Raw genomic sequence first — 26,191 nt, forward strand, 5'->3', positions numbered from 1 at the left:
GCCCGTGATCCCTTGACCAGTCCTGTCCTGCAAACCGTTGCCCTCGCCTGTGAGCGAGACCTGCGGCTGCTCTTCGAAAATCTCGAATTGAGACTGGCCAGTGGCGATATGGTGCAGATCAGCGGTCCCAACGGCAGCGGCAAAACCAGTTTGCTGCGCCTGTTGTCGGGGTTGATGCAGCCGACCAGCGGTCAGGTGCTGCTCAACGGTGAGCCCTTGACTGCGCAGCCGAGCGAACTGGCGCGCAACCTGTTGTGGATCGGCCACGCCGCCGGGATCAAGGATCTGCTGACTCCGGAAGAGAACCTGTCCTGGCTCTGCGCCCTGCATCAACCTGCCGAACGCGAGGCGATCTGGCAGGCGTTGGCAGCCGTAGGATTGCGCGGTTTCGAAGATGTTCCCTGCCATACCCTGTCCGCTGGTCAGCAACGTCGCGTGGCGTTGGCGCGCCTGTATCTGGACAGCCCGCCACTGTGGATTCTCGACGAGCCGTTCACCGCGCTCGACAAACAGGGCGTGGCGCAACTCGAAGAACACCTGGCCAGGCACTGCGAAAGTGGCGGCCTGGTGGTGCTGACCACACACCACACACTGAGCCGGATGCCGGCCGGTTATCGCGACATCGATCTGGGGAACTGGGCAGTATGAGTGTGTTCGGTCTGCTGGTTGCCCGTGAGTCCCGCCTGCTGTTTCGTCGCCCGGCCGAACTGGCCAATCCGCTGATTTTCTTCGCCATCGTCATCGCTTTGTTCCCGCTGGCCGTCGGCCCGGAAACTCAAGTGTTGCAAAACCTGTCCCCAGGGTTAGTCTGGGTGGCCGCGCTGTTGTCGGTCCTGCTCTCGCTGGACGGGCTGTTTCGCAGTGATTTCGAGGACGGATCCCTTGAGCAGTGGGTCCTTTCGCCGCACCCGCTGCCACTGTTGGTCCTGGCCAAGGTGCTGGCACACTGGCTGTTCTCGGGTCTGGCACTGGTTTTGCTCTCGCCCTTGCTGGCGCTGATGCTCGGTTTGCCGGTCGCCTGCCTGCCAGTGTTGCTGTTGTCGTTGCTGCTGGGGACACCGGTACTGAGTTTGCTCGGCGCGGTGGGCGCGGCGCTGACGGTCGGTTTGAAACGCGGCGGCCTGTTGCTGGCGCTGCTGATTCTGCCGTTGTACATCCCGGTGTTGATCCTTGGCAGCGGCGCCTTGCAGGCCGCCCTGCAAGGCATGCCGGCGACCGGGTATCTGCTGTGGCTGGGTAGCCTGACCGCCCTGGCGATCACCCTGACACCTTTTGCAATAGCTGCTGGCCTGAAGATCAGCGTCGGCGAATAATAATGAGGTCTGGTCAAAAATTGACCGCTTTTTTTTGAAAGAATGACCCTTGCCAGCTCACACCGATGAGCGGCACCCGTGATGGAAACAGTATGAACTGGACCTGGTTTCACAAGCTCGGCTCGCCCAAGTGGTTCTACGGCATCAGCAGCAAGTTTCTGCCGTGGCTGAGCATTGCAGCATTGCTGCTGATCACCGTGGGCGTTGTCTGGGGCCTGGCCTTCGCACCGCCGGATTATCAGCAGGGCAACAGCTTTCGCATCATCTACATCCACGTGCCTGCCGCGATGCTTGCGCAGTCGATCTACGTGATGCTGGCGGTGTGCGGTGTGGTCGGCCTGGTCTGGAAAATGAAACTGGCCGACGTCGCCCTGCAATGTGCGGCCCCTATCGGTGCGTGGATGACCGCCGTGGCGCTGGTCACCGGGGCGATCTGGGGCAAGCCGACCTGGGGTTCCTGGTGGGTCTGGGACGCACGCCTGACCTCGATGCTGATTCTGCTGTTCCTGTATTTCGGGGTGATCGCGCTGGGCAATGCCATCAGCAACCGTGACAGCGCCGCCAAGGCCTGCGCGGTACTGGCGATCGTCGGCGTGATCAACATCCCGATCATCAAGTACTCGGTGGAGTGGTGGAACACCCTGCACCAGGGCGCCACCTTCACCCTCACCGAAAAGCCGGCGATGCCAGCCGAAATGTGGCTGCCGCTGCTGCTGACGGTGCTGGGTTTCTACTGCTTCTTCGGCGCCGTGCTGTTGCTGCGCATGCGCCTTGAGGTGCTCAAGCGCGAAGCCCGCGCCAGTTGGGTCAAAGAAGAAGTGCAGAACAGTCTGGAGGCCGCTCGATGAGTTTTGCTTCATTCGGCGACTTCCTCGCCATGGGCCATCATGGCCTGTATGTCTGGTCGGCCTACGGCATTTGTCTGGCGGTGCTGATCCTCAACGTGGTGGCGCCGATCGCGGCCCGCAAGCGCTATCTGCAACAAGAGGCGCGTCGTCTGCGCCGGGAGAACGGCAAGTGAATCCGCTGCGCAAAAAACGTCTGATCATCATTCTGGCCATTCTGGTCGGGGTCGGCGCTGCCGTCGGCCTGGCCCTGAGCGCCCTGCAGGAAAACATCAACCTGTTTTACACCCCGACCCAGATCGCCAACGGCGAAGCACCGCACGACACGCGCATTCGCGCCGGCGGCATGGTCGAGAAGGGCTCGCTGCAGCGCTCGTCAGACTCGCTGGACGTGCAGTTCATCGTTACCGACTTCAACAAATCCGTGACCATCACCTATCGCGGCATCCTCCCGGATCTGTTCCGCGAAGGGCAGGGCATTGTCGCCCTGGGCAAACTCAACGCCGACGGCGTGGTGGTGGCCGATGAAGTGCTGGCCAAGCACGACGAGAAGTACATGCCGCCGGAAGTGACCAAGGCCTTGAAAGACAGTGGTCAATCCGCGCCGACCCCAGCGAAGGAGGGTTGATCGATGACGTCCGCACTGTTTATTCCCGAGCTCGGCCATCTGGCGATGATTCTGGCGCTGTGTTTTGCGCTGGTGCAGGCCGTGGTGCCGCTGCTCGGTGCCTGGCGCGGCGACCGTTTGTGGATGGGCCTGGCTCAGCCGGCGGCGTGGGGCCAGTTCGCGTTCCTGCTGTTTGCCTTCGGTTGCCTGACCTACGCGTTCATGACCGACGATTTTTCGGTCGGCTACGTGGCGATGAACTCCAACAGCGCACTGCCGTGGTACTACAAGTTCAGCGCCGTGTGGGGCGCACACGAAGGCTCGCTGCTGCTGTGGGCGCTGATCCTTGGTGGCTGGACTTTTGCCGTATCGGTGTTCTCCCGCCAGTTGCCGCAAGTCATGCTCGCCCGCGTGCTGGCAGTGATGGGCATGATCAGCACCGGTTTCCTGTTGTTCCTGATCCTCACCTCCAACCCGTTCTCGCGGATTCTGCCGCAGATTCCGGCGGATGGTCGTGACCTCAACCCGTTGCTGCAAGACATCGGCCTGATCGTGCATCCGCCGATGCTGTATATGGGGTATGTCGGCTTCTCCGTGGCGTTCGCGTTCGCCATCGCGGCATTGCTCGGTGGTCGGCTTGACGCTGCGTGGGCGCGCTGGTCGCGCCCGTGGACCATCGTCGCCTGGGCCTTCCTCGGCATCGGCATCACCCTCGGTTCGTGGTGGGCTTACTACGAACTCGGCTGGGGTGGCTGGTGGTTCTGGGACCCGGTGGAAAACGCCTCGTTCATGCCTTGGCTGGTGGGCACCGCGCTGATTCACTCGCTGGCGGTCACCGAAAAACGTGGCGTGTTCAAGAGCTGGACGGTGTTGCTGGCGATTGCCGCGTTCTCCCTCAGTCTGCTCGGGACGTTCCTCGTGCGTTCCGGTGTGCTGACGTCGGTGCACGCGTTTGCTTCAGATCCTGAGCGCGGCGTGTTCATCCTGATCTTCCTGTTGTTTGTGGTCGGTGGTTCGCTGACGCTGTTCGCCTTGCGCGCCCCGGTGGTCAAGAGCCAGGTCGGCTTCAACCTGTGGTCGCGGGAAACCCTGCTGCTGGGCAACAACCTGGTGCTGGTGGTCGCAGCCTCGATGATCCTGCTCGGTACTCTGTACCCGCTGATTCTCGATGCGTTGAGCGGCGCCAAGCTGTCGGTTGGCCCGCCGTACTTCAATGCGTTGTTCATCCCGCTGATGGCATTGCTGATGGTGGTGATGGCGGTCGGCGTGATCGTGCGCTGGAAAGACACCCCGGTGAAATGGCTGGTGAACATGCTGACCCCGGTGTTGTTGGGCAGCGTCGCCTTGGCCGTGGTGGCCGGTGTCGCCTACGGCGATTTCAACTGGGCGGTGATCGCCACCTTCCTGCTCGCCGCGTGGGTGCTGCTGGCCGGTGTGCGCGACATCGTCGACAAGACCCGCCACAAAGGTCTGATCAAGGGCCTGCCAACGCTGACCCGCAGCTACTGGGGCATGCAGATTGCGCACCTGGGCATCGCCGTGTGCGCCCTCGGTGTGGTGCTGTCGAGCCAGAACAGTGCCGAGCGCGACCTGCGCCTGGCGCCGGGCGAGTCGATGGACCTGGCCGGTTATCACTTCATCTTCGAAGGCGCCAAGCACTTCGAGGGGCCGAACTTCACCTCCGACAAGGGCACCATCCGGGTGATCCGCGACGGCAAGGAAGTCAGCGTGCTGCATCCGGAAAAACGCCTGTACACCGTGCAGAGCTCGATGATGACCGAGGCCGGGATCGACGCCGGCTTCACCCGCGACCTCTATGTCGCTCTGGGCGAGCCGTTGGAAAACGGCGCCTGGGCGGTGCGGGTTCACGTCAAACCGTTCGTGCGCTGGATCTGGTTCGGTGGCTTGCTCACCGGTCTGGGCGGGTTGCTGGCGGCGCTGGATCGGCGTTATCGCGTCAAGGTCAATGCCCGGGTGCGTGAAGCCCTTGGCCTGCAAGGAGCCGCTGCATGAGACGTTGGTTGATGCTGGTGCCACTGGCGATTTTCCTGCTGGTGGCGGTATTTCTTTATCGCGGTCTGTACCTCGATCCGGCGGAACTGCCGTCGGCGATGATCAACAAGCCATTCCCGGAGTTCAGCCTGCCGAACGTGCAGGGCGACAAGACCCTGACCAAGGCGGACATTCTCGGCAAGCCGGCGCTGGTCAACGTCTGGGGCACCTGGTGCATTTCCTGCCGGGTCGAGCACCCGGTGCTGAACAAACTCGCCGAGCGCGGCGTGGTGATCTACGGCATCAACTACAAGGACACCAACACCGATGCCTTGAAGTGGCTGGCCGAGTTCCACAACCCGTATGTGCTGGACATCCGTGACGACGAAGGCTCGCTGGGCCTGAACCTCGGCGTGTACGGTGCGCCGGAAACCTTCTTCATCGACGCCAAGGGCATCATTCGCGACAAGTACGTGGGTGTGATCGACGAGCAGGTCTGGCGCGAGAAGCTCGCGGCCAAGTATCAGGCGCTGGTCGATGAGGCCAAGCCATGAAGCGTTTTCTCGCCGCCGTGGTATTGGGCTTGAGTCTGGTCGGCGTGGCGCATGCCGCGATCGACACTTATGAGTTCGCCAAAGAAGGTGATCGCGAGCGTTTCCGCGAGTTGACCAAGGAACTGCGCTGCCCCAAGTGCCAGAACCAGGACATCGCCGACTCCAACGCACCGATTGCCGCCGACCTGCGCAAAGAGATTTTCCGCATGCTCGGCGAGGGCAAGGACAATCAGCAGATCATCGACTTCATGGTCGATCGCTACGGTGATTTCGTCCGCTACAAACCGGCACTCAACGCCAAGACCGCACTGCTGTGGTTCGGCCCGGCCGGGTTGTTGCTGGGTGGTCTGATGGTGATCGTGGTGATCGTTCGCCGTCGTCGCGGCCAGCGCGCCGAGACCCCGCAATCGCTGTCCATCGAAGAACGTCAGCGCCTCGACCAACTGTTGGATAAAAACCAAGAATGATTGATTTCTGGCTTGCCGCAGGGCTGTTGCTTCTGGTCGCCCTGAGTTTTCTGCTGATCCCGGTTTTGCGTGGCCGTCGCGCCCAGCGTGAAGAGGATCGTACTGCCCTGAACGTTGCGTTGTATCAGGAACGCGTGGCCGAGTTGCAATCGCAGCAGGCCGAAGGCGTACTCGATGCCGCGCAAATGGACAGTGGCCGCGCGGAAGCTGCGCGTGAACTGCTCGCGGACACCGAAGGCGTTACCGCGCCGCGCGTCTCGAAGCTGGGCAAACCGTTGCCGCTGCTGGCAGCGGTGCTGGTGCCGGTGTTGGGCCTGGGGCTGTATCTGCATTTCGGCGCGGCCGACAAGGTCGAACTGACCCGCGAATTCGCCCAGGCGCCGCAATCGATGGAGGAGATGACCCAACGTCTGGAGCGCGCCGTTGCTGCGCAACCGGACTCGGCGGAAGGCCTGTACTTCCTTGGTCGCACCTACATGGCTCAGGATCGTCCGGCGGACGCAGCGAAGATGTTCGAACGCGCGGCCAACCTGGCGGGTCGGCAGCCGGAACTGCTCGGCCAGTGGGCGCAGGCGCAATACTTTGCCGATGGCAAGAAGTGGTCGGACAAGATCCAGGCCCTGACCGACGAAGCGCTGAAAGCCGATCCGAAAGAAGTCACCAGCCTCGGCCTGCTGGGCATCGCAGCGTTCGAGGGCGAGCGGTACCAGCAAGCCATCGATTACTGGAATCGCCTGCTGGCGCAATTGCCCGCTGACGACAACTCCCGCGCCGCGCTGCAAGGCGGGATCGAGCGCGCCACCGAGCGCCTGCAGGCCAGTGGCGGCAAGGTCGCCGAAGCGCCGGCCGCCAAGGTCGCTGCATTGCTCAGGGTCCACGTTGACCTGGCCAGTGAACTGCGCAGCAAGGTGAAACCGGATGACAGCGTGTTCATCTTCGCGCGCGCCACGTCCGGCCCACCGGCACCGCTGGCGGCCAAGCGCCTGACCGTGGCCGATCTGCCGGTGACCATCGAGCTGGGCGATGCCGACGCCATGATGCCGCAGTTGAAACTGTCGAACTTTCCTGAAGTCCAACTGGTTGCGCGCATCTCCCGTGCCGGTCAGCCGACCGCCGGGGAATGGGTAGGGCGCAGCGGCCCACTGGCCAGCAGCACCACCGCGCCACAAAAACTGATCATCGACAGCCCGGACAAATAGCCGCCGGAATCCACAGGAAAGCACCGCCATGCACAGCCTCGCCCGCATCACAGTCATCACACTGGCCCTGGGCATGAGCGCATGTGCGGTGCACCGACCGGAGCCGACCACCAGTCTGCCACCGATCCCGCCGTCACAACCGAGCCCGACCCCGTCGACCTCGCCGACCCCGGGCAAAAGCATTCCGGCCAAACCGTCCAAGCCTGTCCCGCGTACCTCAGCCAGCTTCGCCCCGCCACCCGGCGGCAACAGCCACTGGGACCAGAAGCTCGGCGTCTACGTCCTCGACGACCAGCCCAACACCTTCTATCGCCAGCGCACCTACTTCCGCTGGAACAACGGCTGGAGCCGCTCGATCGGCCCCAACGGCCCGTGGGAAGACACCGACATTCACGGCGTGCCCCCGGGTTTGGGCAAGCAGTTCGGGCAGTAATGAAAACGGCGATCTTCGGATCGCCGTTTTGTTTTGAAGCGTTGCAATCGCCACCCTGCAGGCGCTGGCGAAGCCTGCGATTTTTTGATCTGGCTGTTCAGCTGGCCAACAACCCCTGCACATACTCGACAAACGCCCGCGCCTTGGCGCTGGCCATTCTCCCCGTCGCAAATACCGCCCATAAATCCAGATCAGGCAGTGTCCAGTCAGGCATGACGGTTTTCACCGCGCCGCTGGCCAGTTCCGGGGCGAACATCCATTCGGAGGCGAGCGTCAGGCCCTGATCGGCCAGAACGGCTTCGCGCACGCCCTCGGCCGCGCTGACGCGCAAACGTCCGCTGAGGATCACCGATTGTTGTTCCGCGCCTTTGGTGAACTGCCAAATGGTGCCGCCGCCGAGGTTGTAGACGACGGCCTGGTGTTTGCTCAGGTCGGCGGGGCAGCTCGGTTCGCCGTGCTTGGCAAAGTAGGCCGGGGTGCCGAGCACCACGCGGCGGCAATCGGCGATCTTGCGTGCGGTCAGGCCCGAATCGGTCAGGGCGCCCATGCGCAGGGCGACATCGATGCCTTCTTCGACGAGGTTGATGTTGCGGTCGTCGAGCAGCAAGTCGATGTTCAGTTGTGGATGCTGATCGAGAAACGCCCCCAGGTGCGGTACGACGTGCAGACGGCCGAAGGTCACCGCAGCGCTGATGCGCAAGTTGCCGCTCAACCCGCCGGCGCTGCCTCGGGCGGCGTTGTCGGCCTCGTTGGCCTCATCGATGGCGCGTTTGGCACGTTCGAAATAGGCCAGCCCGGCCTCGGTCGGGGTCAGGCCCCGGGTCGAGCGCAGCAACAGGCTGACCGCCAAGTGCCTTTCCAGCTGCGCGATAGTCTTCGACACGGCGGGCTGGCCGATATTCAGCCGTCGGGCGGCGGCGGAAAACGAGCCGGTTTCGACGACGCAGACGAAGGTTTCCATGGCAGCGAGGCGGTCCATCTCATGTCCTTGCACAATCTTGAGGTTGTCGTAGTCGCCCTGTGGGAGCGGGCTTGCTCGCGAAAGCGTCGGCTCAGCCAATACAGGTGCTGAATGTCAGACCGCGTTCGCGAGCAAGCCCGCTCCCACAGGGGAATGGGGTGTTGGTCAGAATGCGGCTTTGCCGACTGAGGCGCCGCCATCGACAAACAACGTCTGCCCGGTGATAAACCCGCTCTGCTCGGACAACAGAAACGCAATCGCCGAGGCAATCTCCTCCGGCTGCCCCAGACGCCCCATCGGCACTGCGGCCAGATAGCGCGCTTCACCCTCGCTGCCCGGCGGATTGTTGGCGCGAAACAATTCCGTCTCGGTCGGTCCTGGCGCCACCGCATTCACGGTGATCCCGGTCTGCGCCAGCTCCAGCGCCCACGAACGGGTGAAGCTGACCAGCGCCGCTTTCGCCGCCGCATAGGCTGTACGTTGGGTGATGCCCAGTACCGTCAGGCTGGAGATGTTCACCACCCGACCCCAACCCCGCGTGCGCATCCCCGGCAGCAATGCCTGGGTGGCCTGCAACGCTGAATGCAGATTCAGACGCATCACGTCGTCGAACGCGTCCAGATCGATATCCCCCAGCGCCTGCGGGCGGACCAGCCCGACGTTGTTTACCAGCCCATCGAACTCATATGTACGCGCCAGTTCGGCCAGCACCTGACGGGTCAGCTCGCGATCACTCAGGTCCAACGGAAACAGGATGCCCGGAAAGCTCAGGTCGGGCTGGCGGGCAATCCCCACCACCCGGTGCCCGGCACGGTCCAGATGCTCGGCCAGCGCCCGGCCGATGCCCTTGCTGGCGCCAGTGATGAGGAAAGTACGTCGGGTCATGGCAACTCCTGGGCACATGGGATCGAATCAGCCGCGCAATGCATCCAGCATCGCTTCAGGCTCGGGACGCTGAGTGTAATCCGGGTTGACCTCGGCGTAACGAATCACGCCATTTTGACCAATCACATAACGCGCCGGCATTGGCAATGTCCACGATGGATCATCGTTGAAGGTCGGCAGGTCGTTACGCAGGTTCTTGTACAGCTCGATCAGGTAATCCGGTAATTCGAAGCGCAGGCCGAACGCCGCCGCCACGTCATTGCGCGGGTCGCTGAGGATCGGAAACTGCAGTTCGTTGATGCGTTGCGACTTGCGGCTGTTGGCGGCGATCTGTGGCGAAATTGCCAGCAGACGGGCCCCGGCGTGCTGAATCGAAGGGAGAAAGGCCTGCAACGCCTGCAGCTCCATGTTGCAGTACGGGCACCAGACGCCGCGATAGAAGGTCAGCACCAACGGCCCTTGCGCCAACAGATCAACCGACGATACGGGATGGCCTTCGGGGTCTTTCAGGGTGAACAGAGGCGCCATGTCGCCGACTTTCAAGGCACGGCTGGCCGCGCCGCCGGCGATCAGTTCGGCAGTGGCGCGCTCCATCACCGGGTGAATGTCGGCGGGGGCGTTGTAAGGGGGTTTGCCGGCCTTGAAGTCGGCTTTGAAAGCATCGAGTCTTGCTTGCAGGGTCATGGTCGAAATTCCTTGGGAAGAGCCGTGAGTGGCTCGATTCAAGGATGACCGTCAGGCGAGGGCAGCGGAACGCAGGTGCCGGGCATAGCATTCATGCTTCACCGGAATGGCTGGGTTGATCACACCCTGTAAAACAACCGAACGTCGTTCCATCGATTTCTGTGCTTGAGTAAAGATAACTCTAGAGTTATTTTTATTTGGCCGGAGCAAGGAGGCGGTAGGTGCAAAGCAGGCTATTGATCAAGGAACTGGAGGAGGCAGGCTGGGCGCTGGATCGAGTCACCGGCAGTCATCACATCTTCATTCACCGCTACAACCCGTACACGATTCCCGTTCCCCACCCGAAAAAGGATTTGCCGCCGGGGACGGTCAAAAGCATCAGGAGGCGTGCCGGGTTGTACCACCCGCCAGCCAGCTGCAAGGGAGATCCATAATGCAATATCCGATCTGCATCGAATGGGGTGACGACAACACCGCCATCGGGATTCTGATACCCGACATTCCCGGCGCCGTCACGGCTGGGGATACCTTCGAGGACGCCTACAACGCAGCCGTTGAAATCGCCCACATTCTGCTGCAGGAGAGAGCGGCAGACGGCGAGTCGGTTCCGATGCCGACGTCGGCAGCGGCCCATCGCAATAATCCGGAGTTTGCCGACATGGGCTGGGGCATGCTTGAGCTGGATATCTCGCCCTACATGGGTAAAACCGAAAAGGTCAACGTGACGTTGCCGGGCTACGTCATCCAGCGCATTGATCGATATGTGCGTGAGCACAATGTCAAAAGCCGCTCCTCTTTTCTGGCGGATGCGGCGATGGAGAAACTGGTTCGGTATTGAATAGCAGCGCTCCCACAGGTTCAGTGGCGGGCCTGTGGGAGCGAGCCTGCTCGCGAAGCTTTTGACGCCTTACGCCGTTGCCAAGGAACCACGCTGCGAAGCACTCAGAAACCGCAACAGCGCCAGTAACGGGAATGCGCTGCCGACAATCACGATCCACAACCAGCCGCCATGCTCATACACGGCACTGGCGACCGACGAGCCGAAGGCACCGCCGATGAAGATGCTGGTCATGTACAGCGCATTCAGGCGACCGCGGCTTTTGGCGTCCAGCGAATAGACTGCGCGCTGGCCGAGGACCATGTTCATCTGTACGCAGAAGTCGAGCACGACGCCGGTCACGGCCAGGCCGATCACGCTGTAGGCCGGGTGGATGAAGGCCGGCAGGAAGCTCAGGCTGGCGAACAGCATGGCCAGCAGCGAAGCAATGCGGGTGTGGCCGGCGTCGGCCAGGCGTCCGCTGATGGGGGCGGCGATGGCACCGATGGCGCCGACCAGGGCGAATATCGCGATCTCGCTCTGCGACAGCCCATGGTTGCGCGCCAGTTCCAGCGGCACGGCGGTCCAGAACAGGCTGAACGTGGCAAACATGCAGCCCTGGTAAAACGCCCGCTGACGCAGTACCGGTTGCTGGCGCAGCAGTGTCCACAACGAGCCGATCAGTTGGCCATACGTGGCGCTGTGATCCGGTTGGCGCTTGGGCACGGTCAACGCCAGCACCACACTGATCGCGGCCATCAACGCTGCGGCAATCATGAACATCGCGCGCCAGCCGAAGTGGTCGGCGACGACGCTCGACACCGGCCGCGCCAGCAGAATGCCCAGCAGCAGGCCACCCATGATCCCGCCGACCACCCGGCCACGGGATTCCTCCGGCGCCAGATGCGCGGCGAGCGGAATCAGGATCTGCACTGACACCGAACTGAACCCCACCAGCAGCGAAATCAGCAGGAACACGTTCGGCTGATTGGTGAACGCCGCGCCGAGCAGGCTGGCAATCGCCACCACGGTGGTAATGATCATCAATCGACGATTTTCCAGCAGGTCGCCCAGCGGCACCAGGAAGAACAGGCCCAGCGCGTAACCGATCTGCGTCAGCGAGACGATGAAGCTGGCCATGGTGTCGGAGAGACCAATGTCCGGGGCGATCAGGCCGATGATCGGCTGCGCGTAGTAGATGTTGGCGACGATGGCGCCGCAGCAGAAGGCGAACAGCAGCACCATGCCTCGGGTCATTGCGTGAGTTGTGGCGTTCATAAGGTTTCTCGATCCAGCGAAAGGGAATGCGGTGAGGCTAAGGGACGCACCGGGGCGGCGGTAGAAGCCTTGTATCGATAGCAGTTATTCCGTTGCGGAATGATTGGCTTCAAGCGTGGTGGCGTTCATCGGCGAACCTTGCGTCCGGCCGGGGTGGGGTGATGATACATTCACTTACATCTTCTTCGATAGCGTGCTTATGTTTACTGCAGCGCTTTAACTGTTCATCACCGGAGGATCGCCATGTTTCGTCAGTTGCTGCGTCACACCACCACGATTGCCCTGATCGGCCTGCTCGGCGCCAGCGCGGTGCAGGCGGCTGATGCCCCCGGTACGCGGCTCGGCGTACGCGGCGAGATCACCGGGGTCAGCACCGATTCGTTGAAGGTACACGTCAACAGCGGCGAGAACGTGGTGATCCAGTTGACCGCGGACACCAAGGTTCGCGCCGTCACGCTGGCGAATATCGAAGACATCAAACCCGGCAGCTACATCGGCTCGGCCGCCATGCCTCAGGAGGATGGCACGCTCAAGGCAATGGAAGTGCACGTATTCCCGCCGGAACTGGCCGGCAGTGGCGACGGCCATCGGCCGTTCGATCTGGCCAAGGGCAGTAGCATGACCAATGGCAGCGTCGGCGATCTGGTGGTCAGCAACGGCCGGGTGCTGACGGTGAACTACAAGGGCGGGCAGCAGAAGATCCTGGTGCCGGAGGATGTGCCGATCGTCAACCTGACGCCGGGAGATCGCAGCTTGCTCAAGGTCGGGGTGAAGATCGTGACGTTCGTCACCCAGAGTGCGGACGGCACGCTAACCGCCCAATCGATCTCCGCCGGCAAGGATGGCGTCACCCCACCCATGTAGTGGGTCACACACAAATCCCCTGTGGGAGCGGGCTTGCTCGCGAATACGGTCTGACATTCAGCAGATGTGCTGACTGATCCGACGCCTTCGCGAGCAAGTCCGCTCCCACGGGGGGAAGTGTGGTGATTTCAAACTCCATGAAAAAGGCGACCACTGAGGGTCGCCTTTTTCGTGACTGCCTAAGCCTTACTGGCCGGTATAAATCTGATCAAAGATCCCGCCATCATTGAAGTGGGTCTTCTGCACCGAGCGCCAGTCACCGAAGGTCTTCTCGACCGACAGGAAATCGACTTTCGGGAAGCGGTCGGTGTATTTCGCCAGCACCGCCGGGTCCCGTGGGCGCAGGTAGTTGGCGGCGGCAATTTCCTGGCCTTCCGGCGACCACAGGTACTTCAGGTATTCATCGGCGGCAGCGCGGGTGCCTTTCTTGTCGACCACTTTGTCGACCACCGACACCGGTGGCTCGGCTTCGGCGGAGACGCTTGGGTAGATCACTTCGAACTGGTCGCGGCCAAACTCGCGAGCGATCATTTCGGCTTCGTTCTCGAAGGTGACCAGCACGTCTCCGATCTGGTTGGTCATGAACGTGGTGGTCGCGGCGCGGCCGCCGGTATCGAGCACTGGCGCCTGTTTGAACAGTTTGCCGACAAAGTCCTTGGCCTTGTTTTCGTCACCGCCGTTCTTCAGCACGTAGCCCCAGGCCGACAGGTAGGTATAGCGGCCGTTACCCGAGGTTTTCGGGTTCGGCACGATCACCTGCACACCGTCTTTGAGCAGGTCCGGCCAGTCTTTCAGGGCTTTAGGGTTGCCCTTGCGGACGATGAACACCGTGGCCGAGGTGAACGGCGCGCTGTTGTTCGGCAAACGGGTGACCCAGTTCTCCGGGACCAGTTTGCCGTTATCGGCGAGGGCGTTGATGTCGGTTGCCATGTTCATGGTGATGACGTCAGCCGGCAGGCCGTCGATCACCGAGCGCGCCTGCTTGCTCGAACCACCGAAGGACATCTGCACCGTGATGTTTTCGTTGTGCTCGGCTTGCCAGTGCTTCTGGAACGCAGTGTTGTAGTCCTTGTAGAAATCGCGCATCACGTCGTAGGAGACGTTGAGCAGGGTCGGTGCGGCTTGAGCCACGCTGCCAAAGGCAAGACCGGCGGCGAGAAGTGAGGCGCCAAAGAGTTTTTTCACTGCGCATTCCTTGTTGTGTCGGTGATAGCGGTAGGGGGTGATACCGTTTTGCCAGCGACTATAGCCGGGCGCACATAGTCGCTTAAAGATTAAAAAGCTCTGTACTTATTCCATTTTCTTGAACAGGGCGTTGCCGCAACGGGAGCAGAACGCCGCGCCATGCTCATGGCTGTTTTTCTTGCACACCGGGCAGTCGTGCTGCAGTTGTTCGCCGCGCATGGCGTTGGCCAGTTCTGCGGTGAATATTCCGGTGGGCACGGCGATGATCGAATAACCGGTGATCATCACCAGCGACGAAATCACCTGACCCAGCGGGGTCTTCGGCACGATGTCGCCGAAACCGACGGTGGTCAGGGTCACGATAGCCCAATAGATGCCCTTGGGAATGCTGGTGAAGCCATGTTCCGGGCCTTCGATGACGTACATCAGGGTACCGAACACCGTCACCAGGGTGCAGACGCTGACCAGAAACACCACGATCTTCTGCTTGCTGCCACGCAGCGCCGACATCAGGTAGTTGGCTTGCTTGAGGTACGGGCTGAGCTTGAGCACCCGGAAGATCCGCAGCATCCGAATGATCCGGATGATCAGCAGGTACTGCGCATCGCTGTAATACAGCGCGAGGATCCCGGGCACGATCGCCAGCAGGTCGACCAGCCCGTAGAAACTGAAGGCATAGCGCAACGGTTTGGGCGAGCAGTACAGCCGCAGGATGTATTCACCGAGAAAGATCACGGTGAAGCCCCATTCGATGTACGCCAGCACATCGGCGTAGTTCTGATGAATGCTGTCGATGCTGTCGAGCATCACCACCACCAGGCTGGCGAGGATGATCAACAGCAAGGAGCCGTCGAAGCGCCGCCCGGCGAGGGTGTCACTCTGGAAAATCATGACGTAAAGCCGTTCACGCCAACTGTTGCTGCTGTCCATGGATAACGCCTGAATCGAAGATCAGCGCAGCCTAGGTTGATTCTCCCCATGAGCGCAAGGCGTGCCGTCGACGGTCGCTTTGCCGAGCATCTGAATACCGGCGCGGATCAGCCAGCAGGCCAGGATGAATGGCGCGGTCAGTGTCGCCAGACCGATGGCGGCGAACAGCGGCGTGACCAGCAGCGCGAGAACGATGCCCAGCAGCGGCAGCCACGGTTGCTGGCGTTGGGGGCTGAAGGCGAGGGCGGCGAGCACCGCGTTGTAGCTACCCAGGCCGAGCAGCGCCATGCTGGCTTCGTGGTGCAGCAGGCTGGAACCAAGGCCGATTGCGGACGCCAGCAGCGCCCAACAAAAAGCCCGACGGTCAGCGATCAGCAACCCAATGGCGATCAGCGCGCCGGCCAGTGGATGCCCGAGGAACATCACCTGGCCCAAACCGCGCAGTTCGGCGGCAAACAGATTCAGCGTGTTCATCTCGATGTGCGCCATCGGCGCCGACGGTTCAGCGAACAGCAGCAGGATCCAGCTAATGGCCACAAAGGGTGAGGTGTAGGCCGGTATGGATCGGCTGCGGTACACATGTTTGAGCCATTGCTGAGTGACCATCGCGCTCAAGCCACCAGCGGCGAGAATCAGTGGCGGCAGCATCGGCGACCAAGGGAAATACAGACTCAACAGCAGGCCGAGCAATACGCCGTTGTAGCTGAACAGACCGGCCTGGCGATCAGCCTTGGCGTAGTTGCGCCGTTGCGCGGTGAGCAAACCGGCGACAGCACCGAGCAGTGCACCGGCAAACAGCACCGGCGCGGTCAGCAGGATCGCCAGCAAGCACAGCAAGCCGCATAGCGGGTGGCGCTGAAGAAATATTTGACTGAAACCGTTGAGCAAAGCCTCGGCCCAGTCGGGGCAGTGGGTGTTGAAAGAGTTGGCAGGCATGGCAGTTCTAAAAAGTCAGTGAAACCGAATCGCCTGCTTCGCCAGCAGGCTGGCTCCCACACTGAATCTTTGTTCAGTCATTGAGTTTGTGGTGCACACAAGTCAACTGTGGGAGCGAGCCTGCTCGCGAAGAGGCCAGTAAAAACAATGAATCTCTTTGTTATGTGAATCCCCTCGCCACGGGTTTTGTATCTATCTTTAAATCAATGTTTCGATCCGCAGCGAGTTAGTCGACCCCGGCTGCCCGAACGGCACACCGGCGGTGATCAGCAGCGTGTCGCCACGCTCGGCCATGCCTTGGGCCTGGGCGATTTCCAGCGCGGTCGAGCAGACTTCGTCGACCTGACGCAGGCGATCGTTGACCACCGAGTGAATGCCCCACGCCACGCTCAAACGGCGCGCGGTCTGCAGGTTCGGCGTCAGGTTGAGGATCGGCGCTTTCGGCCGCTCCCGCGCCGCCCGCAGACTCGATGCACCGGACTCGCTGTAGTTGACCAGCACCGCCACCGGCAGCACGTTGCTGATACGCCGGATCGCGCAGCTGATCGCGTCGGACACGGTCGCTTCGGCTTTCGGCCGGCTGACGTCGAGCTGGGTCTGGTAATCCGGGCCGTTTTCCACCTGGCGAATGATCTTGCTCATCATCTGCACCGCTTCGAGCGGGTATTCACCGGACGCGGTTTCGGCCGAGAGCATCACCGCATCGGCGCCTTCGGCCACGGCGTTGGCCACGTCGGTGACTTCAGCGCGGGTTGGGGCCGGGGAGAAGCGCATCGACTCAAGCATCTGCGTCGCCACCACCACCGGTTTGCCGAGTTCGCGGCAGGTGGTAATGATGTTCTTCTGGATCTGCGGCACGCTTTCGGCGGGCACTTCCACGCCGAGATCGCCGCGAGCCACCATGATCGCGTCGCTCAGTTCGGCGATTTCGCGCAGTTGTTCAACCGCCGACGGCTTCTCGATTTTCGCCATCAGGAAGGCTTTGTCGCCGATCAGTTCGCGGGCTTCGAGGATGTCCTGCGGGCGTTGCACGAACGACAGCGCCACCCAATCCACCCCCAGCTCCAGGCCGAAGCTCAGGTCGCGGCGATCCTTGGCCGTCAGCGGGCTGAGGTCGAGCACGGCTTGCGGCACGTTCACGCCTTTGCGGTCCGACAATTCGCCGCCGGCGAGTACGGTGGTGTCGATGGCATCGTTGTATTTGGTCACTACGCGCAGACGCAGTTTGCCGTCATCGAGCAGCAGATCCATGCCCGCCTCCAGCGCAGCAATGATCTCCGGATGCGGCAGATTCACTCGGCGCTCATCGCCCGGTGTCGCGTCCAGGTCTAGGCGAAACGCCTGACCGCGATGCAACTGAACCTTGCCGTCGGCGAACTTGCCGACGCGCAGTTTCGGCCCCTGCAAGTCCATCAGAATGCCCAGCGGATAGTTGAGCTGGCGCTCGACTTCGCGGATCCACTGATAGCGCTTGGCGTGGTCGGCATGATCGCCGTGGCTGAAGTTCAGGCGGAAGATGTTGACCCCGGCCTCGACCAGTTCACGGATGTCCTCGATGCCATCGACAGCAGGCCCGAGGGTGGCGAGGATTTTGACCTTTTTATCAGGCGTCATGATTTAGAACTCTCGAGAATCAGAATGGCGCGGAAGTCGTTGACGTTGGTGCGGGTCGGCTCGGTGACGATCAGCGCATCGAGCGCCTCGAAGTAGCCGTAACCGTTGTTGTTATCCAGCTCGTCGCTGGCGCTCAAACCGAGGGCGGCGGCGCGGGAGTAGCTGTCCGGAGTCATGATCGCGCCGGCGTTGTCTTCCGAGCCGTCGATGCCGTCGGTATCACCGGCCAGCGCATAGACGCCGGGTTGGCCCTTGAGGCTGTCGGTCAGGCTCAAGAGGAATTCGGCATTGCGTCCGCCCCGGCCATTGCCGCGCACGGTCACGGTGGTTTCGCCGCCGGAGAGAATCACGCACGGGGCTGCCAGTGGCTGTCCGTGATGGATGATCTGGCGGGCGATGCCGGCGTGGACTTTTGCCACTTCGCGCGATTCACCTTCGAGGTCGCCGAGGATCAGCGTGCTGAAGCCGGCCTGACGGCATTTCACTGCAGCGGCATCGAGCGATTGCTGAGGGCGGGCGATCAACTGGAAGTGGCTGCGCGCCAGGGACGGATCACCGGGTTTGACGGTTTCCGACTCCGGGCTTTGCAGCCAGTTGCGCACCGACGCCGGGATCTCGATGCCATAGCGCTTGATGATCGCCAGGGCTTCGGCGGAAGTGCTCGGGTCGGCCACGGTCGGGCCGGACGCGATGACCGTGGCGAGGTCGCCCGGCACATCGGAAATGGCGTAGGTATAAACAGTTGCAGGCCAGCAGGCCTTGCCGAGGCGGCCACCTTTGATCGCCGAGAGGTGCTTGCGCACGCAGTTCATCTCGCCGATGGTCGCGCCGGATTTGAGCAGGGCTTTGTTGATCGACTGCTTGTCGGCGAGGGTGATGCCTTCGGCCGGCAACGCCAGCAGGGCAGAGCCGCCACCGGACAACAGGAAGATCACGCGGTCGTCTTCGGTCAGGTTGCTGACCAGCTCCAGCACGCGTTTGGCCACGGCCAGGCCGGCAGCGTCCGGTACCGGGTGCGCGGCTTCTACCACTTCGATTTTTTCGCACGGGGCGCCGTGACCGTAGCGGGTCACCACCAGGCCAGACACTTCACCTTGCCAGCTGCGCTCGACCACTTGCGCCATGGCTGCGGCGGCTTTGCCGGCGCCGATGACGATGACGCGACCGCTGCGATCGGCAGGCAGACAGGCTTCGAGGACTTGGTTCGGATGGGCCGCGTCGATGGCTGTGGCAAACAGCTCGCGCAGCAGTTGTTGCGGATCGACCGACATGGCGGGCTCCCGGAATTCTTGTTATTGGAAGGGCAACTCAGATCCATTGTGGGAGCGGGCTTGCTCGCGAATGCGGTGGGTCAGTCAATCTCCATGTCGACTGACACGCCCTCTTCGCGAGCAAGCCCGCTCCCACATGGAAAGCGGGGCAGGGCTTACTTCTTGTCGCGAATCGAGAAATTGGCCATGTGCTCCAGGCCCTTGATCAGCGCCGAGTGGTCCCAGTTGCTGCCACCGATGGCCGCGCAGGTGCTGAACACTTGCTGGGCGTTGGCGGTGTTCGGCAGGTTGATGTTCAGCTCCTTGGCGCCTTGCAGGGCCAGGTTCAGGTCCTTCTGGTGCAGGCTGATGCGGAAGCCTGGGTCGAAAGTGCCCTTGATCATGCGCTCGCCGTGCACTTCGAGGATCTTCGAAGAGGCGAAGCCGCCCATCAGTGCTTCACGCACTTTTGCTGGATCAGCGCCGTTTTTCGAGGCGAACAACAGGGCTTCAGCGACGGCCTGAATGTTCAGGGCGACGATGATCTGGTTCGCGACTTTGGCGGTCTGACCGTCGCCATTGCCACCGACCAGCGTGATGTTCTTGCCCATGGCCTGGAACAGCGGCAGTGCGCGCTCGAAGGCATCGGCGTCGCCACCGACCATGATGCTCAGGGTCGCGGCCTTGGCACCGACTTCACCGCCGGACACTGGCGCGTCGAGATACTGTGCGCCTTTCTCGTTGATCTTCTTGGCGAAAGCCTTGGTGGCGGTTGGCGAAATCGAGCTCATGTCGATCACCACTTTGCCCTTGCCGATACCGGCAGCAACGCCGTCGGCGCGGAACAGCACGTCGTCGACCTGCGGGGTGTCCGGGACCATGACGATGATGAATTCGGCTTCCTGCGCCACTTCGCGCGGGTTGGCCAGGGCGACGGCGCCAGCGGCGATCAGGTCGGCTGGAGCGGCGTCGTGGTGTGCCGACAGGAGCAGGCTGTGACCGGCTTTCTGCAGGTTCGAAGCCATTGGGTGGCCCATGATGCCAGTGCCGATAAATCCGATTTTAGCCATGAGAAAATCCTCTTGTTTTTGTCTTGCTCAAGCGAAATAGGGGTGTTGCTCTGTGTAGGAGTGAGCCTGCTCGCGATAGCGGTGTGCCAGACAACATTGATGTTGAATGTGCTGGCCTCATCGCGAGCAGGCTCACTCCTACAGGGGATTTGTGTCAGATTGCGTTGTGGGTCTTCAGCCAGCCGAGGCCCGCTTCAGTGGTGGTCAGCGGCTTGTATTCACAGCCAACCCAACCCTGATAACCGATGCGATCCAGGTGTTCGAACAGGAAGCGGTAGTTGATTTCACCGGTGCCGGGTTCGTTGCGCCCCGGGTTGTCCGCGAGCTGCACGTGGTTGATCTCGCCCAGGTGCGATTGCAGGGTGCGGGCCAGATCGCCTTCCATGATTTGCATGTGATAAATGTCGTATTGCAGGAACAGATTGGCGCTGCCGACCTGCTCGCGAATCGACAGGGCTTGCGCCGTGTTGTTCAGGTAGAAGCCCGGAATGTCGCGGGTGTTGATCGCTTCCATCACCAGTTTGATGCCCGCTGCCTGCAGCTTGTCGGCGGCGTACTTGAGGTTGGCGACGAAGGTCTTTTCCACGGTGGCATCGTCCACGCCTTGCGGACGGATACCGGCCAGGCAGTTGACCTGGGTATTGCCCAGCACTTGCGCGTAGGCAATCGCCAGATCGACACCGGCACGGAACTCTTCGACCCGGTCCGGCAGGCACGCGATACCGCGCTCGCCCTTGGCCCAGTCACCGGCCGGCAGGTTGAACAGCACTTGAGTCAGACCGTTTGCATCAAGCTTGGCCTTGATTTCGGCGGAGCTGAAGTCGTACGGGAACAGGTATTCCACACCACTGAAACCGGCTTTGGCGGCGGCGTCGAAACGGGCAAGGAAATCCTGTTCGGTGAACAGCATGGACAGGTTGGCTGCGAAACGCGGCATGGTGGTCTCCCGTATATCTTGTGAGGTTCCCCTTGTGGGAGCGGGCTTGCTCGCGATAGCGGTGTATCAGCCAACATCCATGTTGGATATGAAATAGTCATCGCGAGCAGGCTCACTCCTACAGAGGGAGCGGTCAGCAGTTAGTCGAGCAGCGAAATCGCCGTTGGCGCGTCGTTGCCGACCAGCGCCAGGTCTTCGAATTCGTTGACGGCGTTGATCTCGGTCCCCATGGAGATGTTGGTCACACGCTCCAGGATGATTTCGACGATTACCGGCACCTTGAACTCTTCGATCATCTGTTCGGCCTTGCGCAGGGCAGGGGCGATTTCCGATGGTTCGAACACACGCAGCGCCTTACAGCCCAGGCCTTCGGCCACTGCGACGTGGTCAACACCGTAACCGTTGAGTTCCGGCGCGTTCAGGTTATCGAAGGACAGCTGCACGCAGTAGTCCATTTCGAACCCGCGCTGGGCCTGACGGATCAGTCCCAGGTACGAGTTGTTCACCACGACGTGGATGTAAGGCAGTTTGAACTGAGCGCCGACCGCCAGCTCTTCGATCATGAACTGGAAGTCATAGTCCCCCGACAGGGCCACGACTTTACGGTTCGGATCGGCCTTGACCACGCCCAGCGCTGCCGGAATGGTCCAGCCCAACGGGCCGGCCTGACCGCAGTTGATCCAGTGACGCGGCTTGTAGACGTGCAGGAACTGCGCGCCGGCAATCTGCGACAGACCAATGGTGCTGACGTAGCAGGTGTCTTTGCCGAACACCTGGTTCATCTCTTCGTAAACGCGCTGTGGTTTGACCGGCACGTTGTCGAAGTGGGTCTTGCGATGCAGGCTGGCTTTGCGCTGCTGGCAGTCTTGCAGCCAGGCGCTACGGTTTTTCAGCTTGCCGGCGGCTTGCCATTCACGAGCGACCTCGATGAACACGGTCAGTGCTGCAGCGGCGTCGGAAACGATGCCCAGATCCGGCGTGAACACGCGGCCGATCTGCGTACCTTCGATGTCGACGTGAATGAACTTGCGACCTTCGGTGTAGACGTCAACCGAACCGGTGTGACGGTTGGCCCAACGGTTACCGATCCCCAACACCACGTCGGATTTCAGCATCGTGGCGTTGCCGTAACGGTGCGAAGTCTGCAGACCGACCATGCCCACCATCAGCGGGTGATCGTCAGGAATGGTGCCCCAGCCCATCAGGGTAGGAATGACCGGAATACCGGTCAGCTCGGCGAACTCCACCAGCAGATCGCTGGCATCGGCGTTGATGATGCCACCACCGGCCACCAGCAATGGACGCTCAGCCTGATCGAGCAGCGCCAGAGCCTTCTCGACCTGAACGCGGGTCGCGGTCGGCTTGGCCAATGGCAGCGGCTGATAAGCGTCGATGTCGAATTCGATTTCCGCCATCTGCACGTCGAACGGCAGGTCGATCAGCACTGGGCCTGGACGCCCGGAGCGCATTTCAAAGAACGCTTTCTGGAACGCGTAAGGCACCTGGCCCGGCTCCAGAACAGTGGTCGCCCACTTGGTGACTGGCTTGACGATGCTGGTGATGTCGACCGCCTGGAAATCTTCCTTGTGCATACGGGCGCGGGGTGCCTGGCCGGTGATGCAGAGGATTGGGATCGAGTCGGCCGAGGCGCTGTAGAGCCCGGTGACCATGTCGGTACCGGCAGGGCCGGACGTACCGATGCACACGCCGATGTTGCCGGCCTTGGTGCGGGTGTAACCCTCGGCCATGTGCGACGCGCCTTCGACGTGGCGAGCGAGGACGTGATCGATGCCACCGACTTTTTTCAGTGCGGAGTACAGCGGGTTGATCGCAGCGCCCGGAATGCCAAAAGCGGTATCAACCCCTTCACGGCGCATCACCAGAACGGCGGCTTCGATTGCTCTCATTTTGCTCATGGTTTTGTGCCTCTTTACGTTTTGTAATTGTATACAAGTGGCTTTGCGCAGAGTGTATTCACGGCGGACGGCGCAGGTCAATCCATTTTCTCAAGCGCCTGTTTCATTCGTCGGAAGCCAGATTCTGCTGTGGCTTTTCGTCGCATGCGGCGCTTTTCGAGAATTATTGTATACAAAAAAATAATTCATTGTGTTCTATTTGTGGCATAGGGCTGCGGCACAAACGCGCAGCTCCACGACTTTCCCAATAACAAAATGAGGACGGCACCATGAGCGCTTTAACCTTGAAAGTCGCAGTCAACCTGGTCAACGAAGCCATCAGCACCGGGCGCGGCATCAACGCCGCGCCGCTGACCATCGCGGTACTCGATACCGGCGGCCACCTGATCGCCCTGCAACGCGAAGACGGCGCGAGCCTGCTGCGACCCAACATCGCCATCGGCAAAGCCTGGGGCGCCATCGCCTTGGGCAAAGGGTCACGTCTGCTGGCGCTGGACGCCCAACAACGCCCGGCCTTCATCGCCGCACTCAACAGCATGGGGCAGGGTAGCGTCGTCCCGGCGCCGGGCGGGGTGTTGATCCGCGATCAGGCGGGCAACGTGCTGGGTGCGATCGGTATCAGCGGCGATCTGTCGGATATTGATGAGCAGGTGGCGATCAAGGCGGTGGAGGCGCTGGCGTTGCGCGCGGATGCGGGGGTGGCGGCCTGACAGGAAACAGGCCAGTACGACTGATGGCTTGATGATGACGAAGAGGGGCGGGGTCTATAGACTGCCGCCCCTCTCGTTTACGTATCAAGGAAGATCTGCGTGAAGACGCTATTGGCCATCACCCTGGCTTCGGCCATGTCCCTCTGCACCCCCCTCCTGTATGCGACGGAAACACCCGACGCCGAAGAAATCGCGTTCCAGGCCCTGAGTCCGGTGGTCTCTGCATTGATCAACGCGGACGATGTAGAGGAACTGATGGAGCGCGGCGAGAAGCTCGAATCGAGCGATACGTTGCAGGCCATTGCGGTGTATCTGGCTGCGACTCGAGAAGACCCCAAGCAATTGCAGGCGCCTTATCAGGTGGCGGCGCTGTTCGCTCGCCGTGGCGATGACAAGCTGGCCGAGCGCTTTTTGCGCGAGGCCGATGATCGAGGCTTGTGGTTCGGTCCAATGCTGGCCAGTGACGAAGATTTCGCCGATCTGCACGAGTCCGACATTTACAAAACCGTGTTGGCCAATGCTCAGGAGCGCTACAAGAAGATTGCCCCGGGCAAGGTCGGCGCAATTTCGGTGCTCAACCCGTCGGCGAACATTCCGGCACCCAAAGCCTGTCGTCCGGTGGTGGTCTGGCTGCACGGTTATGGCATCAACGGTGAGTTGGATGACCGCTACCAGCCGCTGGCCGATACCGGGGCAATCATCCTGGGCATCAACGGCACAGAAATGATCAACTCAGTCCACAGCTTTCGCTGGATCGGCCCAGGCTTTGAAGGCACCCATCAGACGGTGCAGAAGGGCCTCAAAGCCCTGGAAGCCCGACAATGCATCGACCGAAAGCGCGTTTTTCTGATGGGCTTCTCCCAGGGTTCGCAGCATGCCGGCGCCTTGCTGGCGCAACACCCGGACGATTACGCCGGCGCGCTGTTGCTGTCACCCGGCGGCATGCAACCGACGCCAACCGACAGCAAGGCGCGCGGCAAGCGGGTGTTTGTCATCAATGGCGAGAAGGAAGGGCCGCGTAATCAGCAGATGAGCGCCGATTTCCGCAAGTTGTTCAGCGACGGCAACGAGGTCAAATCGCGTACTCACGAGGGCGGGCACTTTTTCCCTGACGACTGGCAGACTTCGTTCCCGCAGGCATTGCGCTGGTTGATGGGGGATGGGGTTTGAATACGACTATGCCTGTGTCCCTTCAGCGCATGGGATGTGGAGGGGCGGTTTGACCGTGGTGTCTGAGTAGCATCTTTCGCGAGCAGGCTCGCTCCCACAGGTTTGGCAGGCAGACACAAAATGTCTGCATGATTCAGACCCTTGTGGGAGCGAGCCTGCTCGCGAATACGGTCTTGAATACACATTTGGCTAAAAGTTTGCCTCACCTCATGCCATTCGCATGACTAGCCTTTCCATGAACTGAACATGAGAAAGGCAAAGGAATGCCGTATTTATCCGCTTCACATCGCCTGCGTATCGGTCGCAACTCCGAACCTGACCGCATCTATCTGCTGACCACCAATACTGTGCGGAGGGAGCCGGTGTTCAGCGACTTCATCCTTGGCCGGTTGGTCGTCAGCCAATTTCGAGCTGCAGAAGAAGAGGGATTTGCCAACTCACTGGCATGGGTTGTCATGCCTGATCATTTTCACTGGTTGGTCGAGCTCAAAAGGGGATCGCTGGGTGAACTGATGCAACGAACCAAATCACTCAGCACCAAGGCTGTGAGCCGTGTCACCGGCCGTAAGACATTGCTCTGGCAGCAAGGCTTTCATGACCGGGCACTTCGCAAGGAAGAGGATCTGGTGAAATTGGCGAGGTATGTTGTGGCCAACCCCTTGCGGGCTGGTCTTGTTGAAAAACTGGGCGATTACCCGCTGTGGGATGCGATTTGGCTTTGAGCCAAAACCGTATCGCCGCCATTCGCGAGCAGGCTCGCTCCCACAGGTGATTTGTGAACGCCATACGTCCAGTGTAGGAGTGAGCCTGCTCGCGATGGCGTCACACCGGTCTATCAGTCCGGCTCACAGCCTTTGAGCACCAGCCGAATAATCGTCTGCGCCGCCGCCTCGTAATCCGCTTCGTCCAGCTTGTCCTTGCCGGTCACCGCAGAAATCTGCCAGTCGAAGTCGGCGTAGGTCTGGGTCGCGGCCCAGATGCTGAACATCAGGTGGTTGGGGTCGATCGGGGCGATCTGGCCGCGGTCGATCCAGCTCTGGATGCAGTCGATGTTGTGTTTGGCCTGGCTGTTGAGCTGCTCCACCAGGTCGGCACTCAGGTGCGGGGCACCGTGCATGATTTCGCTGGCGAACACCTTGGAAGCGAAGGGCAGGTCGCGGGAAATGCGGATCTTCGAGCGGATATAGCCGCTGAGCACTTCGCTCGGCACGCCGTCCGGGTTGAACGGGGTCGAGGCCTGCAGGATCGGCACGATGATGCTTTCCAGGACCTCGCGGTAGAGGTTTTCCTTGGATTTGAAGTAGTAGTAGACGTTGGGCTTGGGCAATCCCGCCTTGGCGGCGATGTCGCTGGTTTTGGTCGCAGCGAAGCCCTTGTCGGCAAACTCCTCACTGGCGGCACGCAGGATCAGTTCTTTGTTGCGCTCGCGGATTGTGCTCATAAACCCGGTGGTTCCTTGCCTGTTCTGGCGGTTGCGCATGGTAGCACCGGCCTCACGCGTGGCTCAAGAATGCCCCGTTGCACCGCTCGGCGGCGCTGGCTGTCGCCGGGCTGAACGAAGCGCCAGATCTTGC

The 26,191-nt window shown here is 61.4% G+C and carries 29 protein-coding genes; 16 read left to right on the plus strand and 13 right to left on the minus strand.

The window, feature by feature from the left end:
- Positions 1–12 precede the first annotated feature (12 nt).
- The 10 genes from ccmA (at position 13) to AC0J41_RS06165 (ending at position 7,410) form a co-directional block, all read left to right on the plus strand.
- Positions 13–648, plus strand: a complete 636-nt coding sequence (gene ccmA, locus AC0J41_RS06120; RefSeq protein ID WP_473014861.1) for a cytochrome c biogenesis heme-transporting ATPase CcmA — start codon at positions 13–15, stop codon at positions 646–648.
- Positions 645–1,313, plus strand: a complete 669-nt coding sequence (gene ccmB / locus AC0J41_RS06125) for a heme exporter protein CcmB (RefSeq protein WP_003222942.1) — start codon at positions 645–647, stop codon at positions 1,311–1,313. The genes ccmA and ccmB overlap by 4 nt, the downstream gene beginning before the upstream one ends.
- Positions 1,314–1,405: 92 nt before the next feature.
- Positions 1,406–2,161 (plus strand): heme ABC transporter permease, encoded by a 756-nt coding sequence (locus AC0J41_RS06130; RefSeq protein WP_025111913.1) that lies wholly within the window; start codon positions 1,406–1,408, stop codon positions 2,159–2,161.
- Positions 2,158–2,334 carry a heme exporter protein CcmD gene (gene ccmD / locus AC0J41_RS06135; protein ID WP_003222944.1) on the plus strand — a complete coding sequence of 59 codons (177 nt, stop codon included), beginning with the start codon at positions 2,158–2,160 and terminating at the stop codon, positions 2,332–2,334. The genes AC0J41_RS06130 and ccmD overlap by 4 nt, the downstream gene beginning before the upstream one ends.
- On the plus strand, positions 2,331–2,786 hold the full coding sequence (gene ccmE, locus AC0J41_RS06140; protein WP_025111912.1) for a cytochrome c maturation protein CcmE: 456 nt from the start codon (positions 2,331–2,333) through the stop codon (positions 2,784–2,786). Before ccmD ends, ccmE begins: the two co-directional genes overlap by 4 nt.
- 3 nt (positions 2,787–2,789) lie before the next feature.
- Positions 2,790–4,778, plus strand: coding sequence for a heme lyase CcmF/NrfE family subunit (locus AC0J41_RS06145; RefSeq protein WP_025111911.1), 1,989 nt, complete (start codon positions 2,790–2,792; stop codon positions 4,776–4,778).
- A complete protein-coding gene (locus AC0J41_RS06150) occupies positions 4,775–5,311 on the plus strand; it encodes a DsbE family thiol:disulfide interchange protein (RefSeq protein ID WP_025111910.1) in 537 nt (178 codons plus the stop codon). Before AC0J41_RS06145 ends, AC0J41_RS06150 begins: the two co-directional genes overlap by 4 nt.
- Positions 5,308–5,778 (plus strand): cytochrome c-type biogenesis protein, encoded by a 471-nt coding sequence (locus tag AC0J41_RS06155; RefSeq protein ID WP_473014862.1) that lies wholly within the window; start codon positions 5,308–5,310, stop codon positions 5,776–5,778. The genes AC0J41_RS06150 and AC0J41_RS06155 overlap by 4 nt, the downstream gene beginning before the upstream one ends.
- Entirely contained in the window at positions 5,775–6,977 is a 1,203-nt protein-coding gene (gene ccmI, locus AC0J41_RS06160) for a c-type cytochrome biogenesis protein CcmI (protein ID WP_473014863.1), read from the plus strand. Before AC0J41_RS06155 ends, ccmI begins: the two co-directional genes overlap by 4 nt.
- Positions 6,978–7,005: 28 nt before the next feature.
- Entirely contained in the window at positions 7,006–7,410 is a 405-nt protein-coding gene (locus tag AC0J41_RS06165) for a hypothetical protein (protein WP_025111907.1), read from the plus strand.
- A 97-nt stretch (positions 7,411–7,507) separates the two neighbouring features.
- On the opposite strand, the gene AC0J41_RS06170 is transcribed toward AC0J41_RS06165, so the two are convergent.
- The 3 genes from AC0J41_RS06170 to AC0J41_RS06180 form a co-directional block, all read right to left on the minus strand.
- The gene (locus AC0J41_RS06170; RefSeq protein WP_473014864.1) at positions 7,508–8,389 is read right to left on the minus strand and encodes a LysR family transcriptional regulator; all 882 of its coding nucleotides are present in this window, start codon (positions 8,387–8,389) and stop codon (positions 7,508–7,510) included.
- A 147-nt stretch (positions 8,390–8,536) separates the two neighbouring features.
- Positions 8,537–9,256 (minus strand): SDR family oxidoreductase, encoded by a 720-nt coding sequence (locus AC0J41_RS06175; protein WP_025111905.1) that lies wholly within the window; start codon positions 9,254–9,256, stop codon positions 8,537–8,539.
- Between the two features lie 27 nt (positions 9,257–9,283).
- The gene (locus AC0J41_RS06180) at positions 9,284–9,940 is read right to left on the minus strand and encodes a peroxiredoxin-like family protein (protein ID WP_473014865.1); all 657 of its coding nucleotides are present in this window, start codon (positions 9,938–9,940) and stop codon (positions 9,284–9,286) included.
- A gap of 221 nt (positions 9,941–10,161) precedes the next feature.
- Between AC0J41_RS06180 and AC0J41_RS06185 the strand changes: the two genes are divergently transcribed.
- Positions 10,162–10,374: a type II toxin-antitoxin system HicA family toxin gene (locus AC0J41_RS06185; protein ID WP_025111903.1), complete on the plus strand. Its 213-nt coding sequence runs from the start codon at positions 10,162–10,164 to the stop codon at positions 10,372–10,374.
- Positions 10,374–10,778 (plus strand): type II toxin-antitoxin system HicB family antitoxin, encoded by a 405-nt coding sequence (locus AC0J41_RS06190; RefSeq protein WP_473014867.1) that lies wholly within the window; start codon positions 10,374–10,376, stop codon positions 10,776–10,778. The genes AC0J41_RS06185 and AC0J41_RS06190 overlap by 1 nt, the downstream gene beginning before the upstream one ends.
- A 69-nt stretch (positions 10,779–10,847) precedes the next feature.
- On the opposite strand, the gene AC0J41_RS06195 is transcribed toward AC0J41_RS06190, so the two are convergent.
- Positions 10,848–12,035 (minus strand): MFS transporter, encoded by a 1,188-nt coding sequence (locus AC0J41_RS06195; protein ID WP_473014869.1) that lies wholly within the window; start codon positions 12,033–12,035, stop codon positions 10,848–10,850.
- 243 nt (positions 12,036–12,278) lie between these two features.
- Here AC0J41_RS06195 and AC0J41_RS06200 point away from each other — a divergent pair, with 243 nt between their 5' ends.
- Positions 12,279–12,899, plus strand: coding sequence for a hypothetical protein (locus tag AC0J41_RS06200; RefSeq protein WP_473014870.1), 621 nt, complete (start codon positions 12,279–12,281; stop codon positions 12,897–12,899).
- Positions 12,900–13,085: 186 nt separating this feature from the next.
- On the opposite strand, the gene AC0J41_RS06205 is transcribed toward AC0J41_RS06200, so the two are convergent.
- From AC0J41_RS06205 to gcl, 8 genes are all read right to left on the minus strand, one after another.
- Positions 13,086–14,084 carry a sulfate ABC transporter substrate-binding protein gene (locus AC0J41_RS06205; protein ID WP_025111899.1) on the minus strand — a complete coding sequence of 333 codons (999 nt, stop codon included), beginning with the start codon at positions 14,082–14,084 and terminating at the stop codon, positions 13,086–13,088.
- 105 nt (positions 14,085–14,189) lie between these two features.
- Entirely contained in the window at positions 14,190–15,014 is an 825-nt protein-coding gene (locus AC0J41_RS06210; RefSeq protein ID WP_025111898.1) for an ion transporter, read from the minus strand.
- 21 nt (positions 15,015–15,035) lie between these two features.
- On the minus strand, positions 15,036–15,950 hold the full coding sequence (locus AC0J41_RS06215) for an urea transporter (RefSeq protein ID WP_473014871.1): 915 nt from the start codon (positions 15,948–15,950) through the stop codon (positions 15,036–15,038).
- 198 nt (positions 15,951–16,148) lie between these two features.
- Positions 16,149–17,564 (minus strand): pyruvate kinase, encoded by a 1,416-nt coding sequence (pyk, locus tag AC0J41_RS06220; RefSeq protein WP_473014872.1) that lies wholly within the window; start codon positions 17,562–17,564, stop codon positions 16,149–16,151.
- A complete protein-coding gene (locus AC0J41_RS06225) occupies positions 17,561–18,835 on the minus strand; it encodes a glycerate kinase type-2 family protein (RefSeq protein ID WP_473014873.1) in 1,275 nt (424 codons plus the stop codon). The genes pyk and AC0J41_RS06225 overlap by 4 nt, the downstream gene beginning before the upstream one ends.
- Positions 18,836–18,990: 155 nt before the next feature.
- Positions 18,991–19,884 carry a 2-hydroxy-3-oxopropionate reductase gene (locus tag AC0J41_RS06230; protein WP_473014874.1) on the minus strand — a complete coding sequence of 298 codons (894 nt, stop codon included), beginning with the start codon at positions 19,882–19,884 and terminating at the stop codon, positions 18,991–18,993.
- 154 nt (positions 19,885–20,038) lie between these two features.
- Positions 20,039–20,821: a hydroxypyruvate isomerase gene (gene hyi / locus AC0J41_RS06235; RefSeq protein ID WP_025111893.1), complete on the minus strand. Its 783-nt coding sequence runs from the start codon at positions 20,819–20,821 to the stop codon at positions 20,039–20,041.
- Between the two features lie 140 nt (positions 20,822–20,961).
- Positions 20,962–22,737, minus strand: a complete 1,776-nt coding sequence (gene gcl, locus AC0J41_RS06240) for a glyoxylate carboligase (protein WP_473014875.1) — start codon at positions 22,735–22,737, stop codon at positions 20,962–20,964.
- Positions 22,738–23,006: 269 nt separating this feature from the next.
- Between gcl and AC0J41_RS06245 the strand changes: the two genes are divergently transcribed.
- From AC0J41_RS06245 to AC0J41_RS06255, 3 genes are all read left to right on the plus strand, one after another.
- The gene (locus AC0J41_RS06245; protein ID WP_473014876.1) at positions 23,007–23,447 is read left to right on the plus strand and encodes a GlcG/HbpS family heme-binding protein; all 441 of its coding nucleotides are present in this window, start codon (positions 23,007–23,009) and stop codon (positions 23,445–23,447) included.
- A gap of 99 nt (positions 23,448–23,546) precedes the next feature.
- Positions 23,547–24,617, plus strand: a complete 1,071-nt coding sequence (locus AC0J41_RS06250; protein WP_473014877.1) for a hypothetical protein — start codon at positions 23,547–23,549, stop codon at positions 24,615–24,617.
- A 263-nt stretch (positions 24,618–24,880) separates the two neighbouring features.
- On the plus strand, positions 24,881–25,339 hold the full coding sequence (locus tag AC0J41_RS06255) for an REP-associated tyrosine transposase (RefSeq protein ID WP_473014878.1): 459 nt from the start codon (positions 24,881–24,883) through the stop codon (positions 25,337–25,339).
- A gap of 113 nt (positions 25,340–25,452) precedes the next feature.
- On the opposite strand, the gene AC0J41_RS06260 is transcribed toward AC0J41_RS06255, so the two are convergent.
- Positions 25,453–26,058, minus strand: a complete 606-nt coding sequence (locus AC0J41_RS06260; protein ID WP_007969638.1) for a TetR/AcrR family transcriptional regulator — start codon at positions 26,056–26,058, stop codon at positions 25,453–25,455.
- Between the last annotated feature and the right edge of the window lie 133 nt (positions 26,059–26,191).

The organism is Pseudomonas sp. Arb-4-2C, assembly GCF_055755015.1.